The following is a 1,936-nucleotide window of genomic DNA, read 5'->3' on the forward strand; positions in this document are numbered from 1 at the left end:
CTCGGCGGTGGTGCCAGCGGCCCCGGCCGGAGCGCCCGGCAGCAGCCAGGCGAATTCCTCGCCGCCCCAGCGGGCGGGCAGGTCGCCGGAACGCACCTGCGCCCGCAGCAGCGCGGCGAGGCCGATCAGCACGCGGTCGCCCGCGTCGTGGCCGTGGGTGTCGTTGACGGCCTTGAAATGGTCGAGGTCCAGCGTGACCAGACTCAGCGGGCGGCCCGTGGCGAGGCTGGCCTGCACCTCGCGCTCCAGCGCGGCGTCAAAGGCCCGGCGGTTGGCGAGGCCGGTCAGCGGGTCGGTCAGGGCGTCGCGGCTCAGGCGGGCGCGGTCGCGCTCCAGCCGGGCCTGCCGGGCATACACCGCCGCGAACACGCCCAGCAGGACGTACAGACTTCCGCCGACCAGCGCGTGGTGCAGTCCGTAGTTCAGCACGCCGCTCAGGGTGGCGCGGCCCTGTTGCAGAGCCAGCCCGCTGGCGGTCAGCCCCAGCAGCAGGCTGACCAGATACAGGCCCAGGGCCAGGCGCGATGACCACGGCGCCGGAAACAGCAGCCAGCACAGCAGCATCAGGACGTAGGGCAGATACATGTAGTGTCCGGTGAGGGCGTAGGCCGTCTCAGCAGCGGCAAGGCCCGCAGGCAGCAGGTCGTAGGAGTAGAAATAAAAGCTCAGCGCGACCGCCGCCGAGCACAGAAAGGCCATCCGGATGACCGCCAGCGGGGAGCGGCGCAGGAACAGCCCCAGCGCCCCCAGCAGGAAAATCACCCCGAAGGCGGCGTTGAGCCGGGCGTCGAGCGGGTGCGCCCCCCACTCCAGGGCGGCCCGCAGCAACTCCACGACGCCCACCGCCGGAAAGATGCGCCGGAAGGCCCGGTCCAGCGAGCGCAGGTAGTCCGGCGTGAACAGCGAGAAGTCGTCCTGGGAGGCGGAGCGGGGGGAGCGGCGCGTCATCATTCCCCGCCTCCCGCGCCCACGTGCCCGGCCCCGACGAGCTGCGGGGTCAGGTCCCCGGCGCTCTGGGGACGGTCCAGCAGGTAGCCCTGAACCACGTCCACGCCGAGGCCCTGCATCAGCGCCCGCTGCTCCTCGGTCTCGACGCCCTCGGCGACGATCTCCAGCGTCAGGGCGCGGGCAAAGGTCACCAGGGCCTGCACCAGCGAGCGGTCGTGCTCGCGCAGGGTCGCCCCCTGCACGAAGGTCCGGTCGATCTTCAGGACGTGGACCGGAAAGGCCAGCAGGTACAGCAGCGCGGCGTGGCCCATCCCGAAATCGTCCACGGCGATCCGCACGCCGATGCCGCGCAGCCGGGCCAGGTGGCCGGACGCCGCCCGCGCGTCTTCCAGCACCGCGCCCTCGGTGATCTCCAGTTCGAGGTCCTCGCCGCGCAGGCCGTGGCGGCGCAGGGTCCGCATCACCTCCTCCTGAAACTCCGGCTGCGTGAGCTGCACCGGCGAGACGTTCACGGTCACGCGCCCCGTCCAGCCCTGCGAGCGCCACGCGGCAAGCTGGCGGCACGCCCCGTCCAGCACCCAGGCCCCAACCGGCACGATCAACCCCGACGCCTCGGCCAGCGGGATAAAGCGGGCGGGCGGCACCGGCCCGAGTTCGGCGTCGTGCCAGCGCAGCAGGGCCTCGGCGGCCACGATGCGCCGCCCGGTCGCGTCGAACTGCGGCTGGTAGACCAGACTCAGGTCCCCGCGTTCCAGGGCGCCGCGCAGCCGCGTTTCCTCGGGGGCGGGCGCGGGCGCAGGCTCCCCCTCCCCGAACAGCCGCAGGGTGTTCTTGCCCGCCGCCTTGGCGCGGTACATGGCGAGGTCGGCGCAGCGGCGCAACTCGCCGGGCTCGCGGGCGTCGTGCGGGTACAGGCCCACGCCCACCGACGCGCCCACCGTGACCGCCTGCCCCCCGACCTCGTAGGGCCGGGTCAGGGCCGCGAGCA

2 protein-coding genes are annotated in these 1,936 nt (G+C 73.4%); both read right to left on the bottom strand.

Annotation, left to right across the window (positions count from 1 at the left end; translation table 11 throughout):
- Positions 1-948, bottom strand: a 948-nt coding sequence (locus QOL99_RS16730) for a GGDEF domain-containing protein (RefSeq protein WP_285525508.1), incomplete at its 3' end; no start/stop codon positions are given.
- A partial coding sequence (locus QOL99_RS16735) for a putative bifunctional diguanylate cyclase/phosphodiesterase (RefSeq protein WP_285525510.1) occupies positions 948-1,936 on the bottom strand: 989 nt, incomplete at its 5' end. The genes QOL99_RS16730 and QOL99_RS16735, both read right to left, overlap by 1 nt.

Source organism: Deinococcus rhizophilus (genome assembly GCF_030271215.1).
GTDB classification, from domain to species: Bacteria; Deinococcota; Deinococci; order Deinococcales; family Deinococcaceae; genus Deinococcus; species Deinococcus rhizophilus.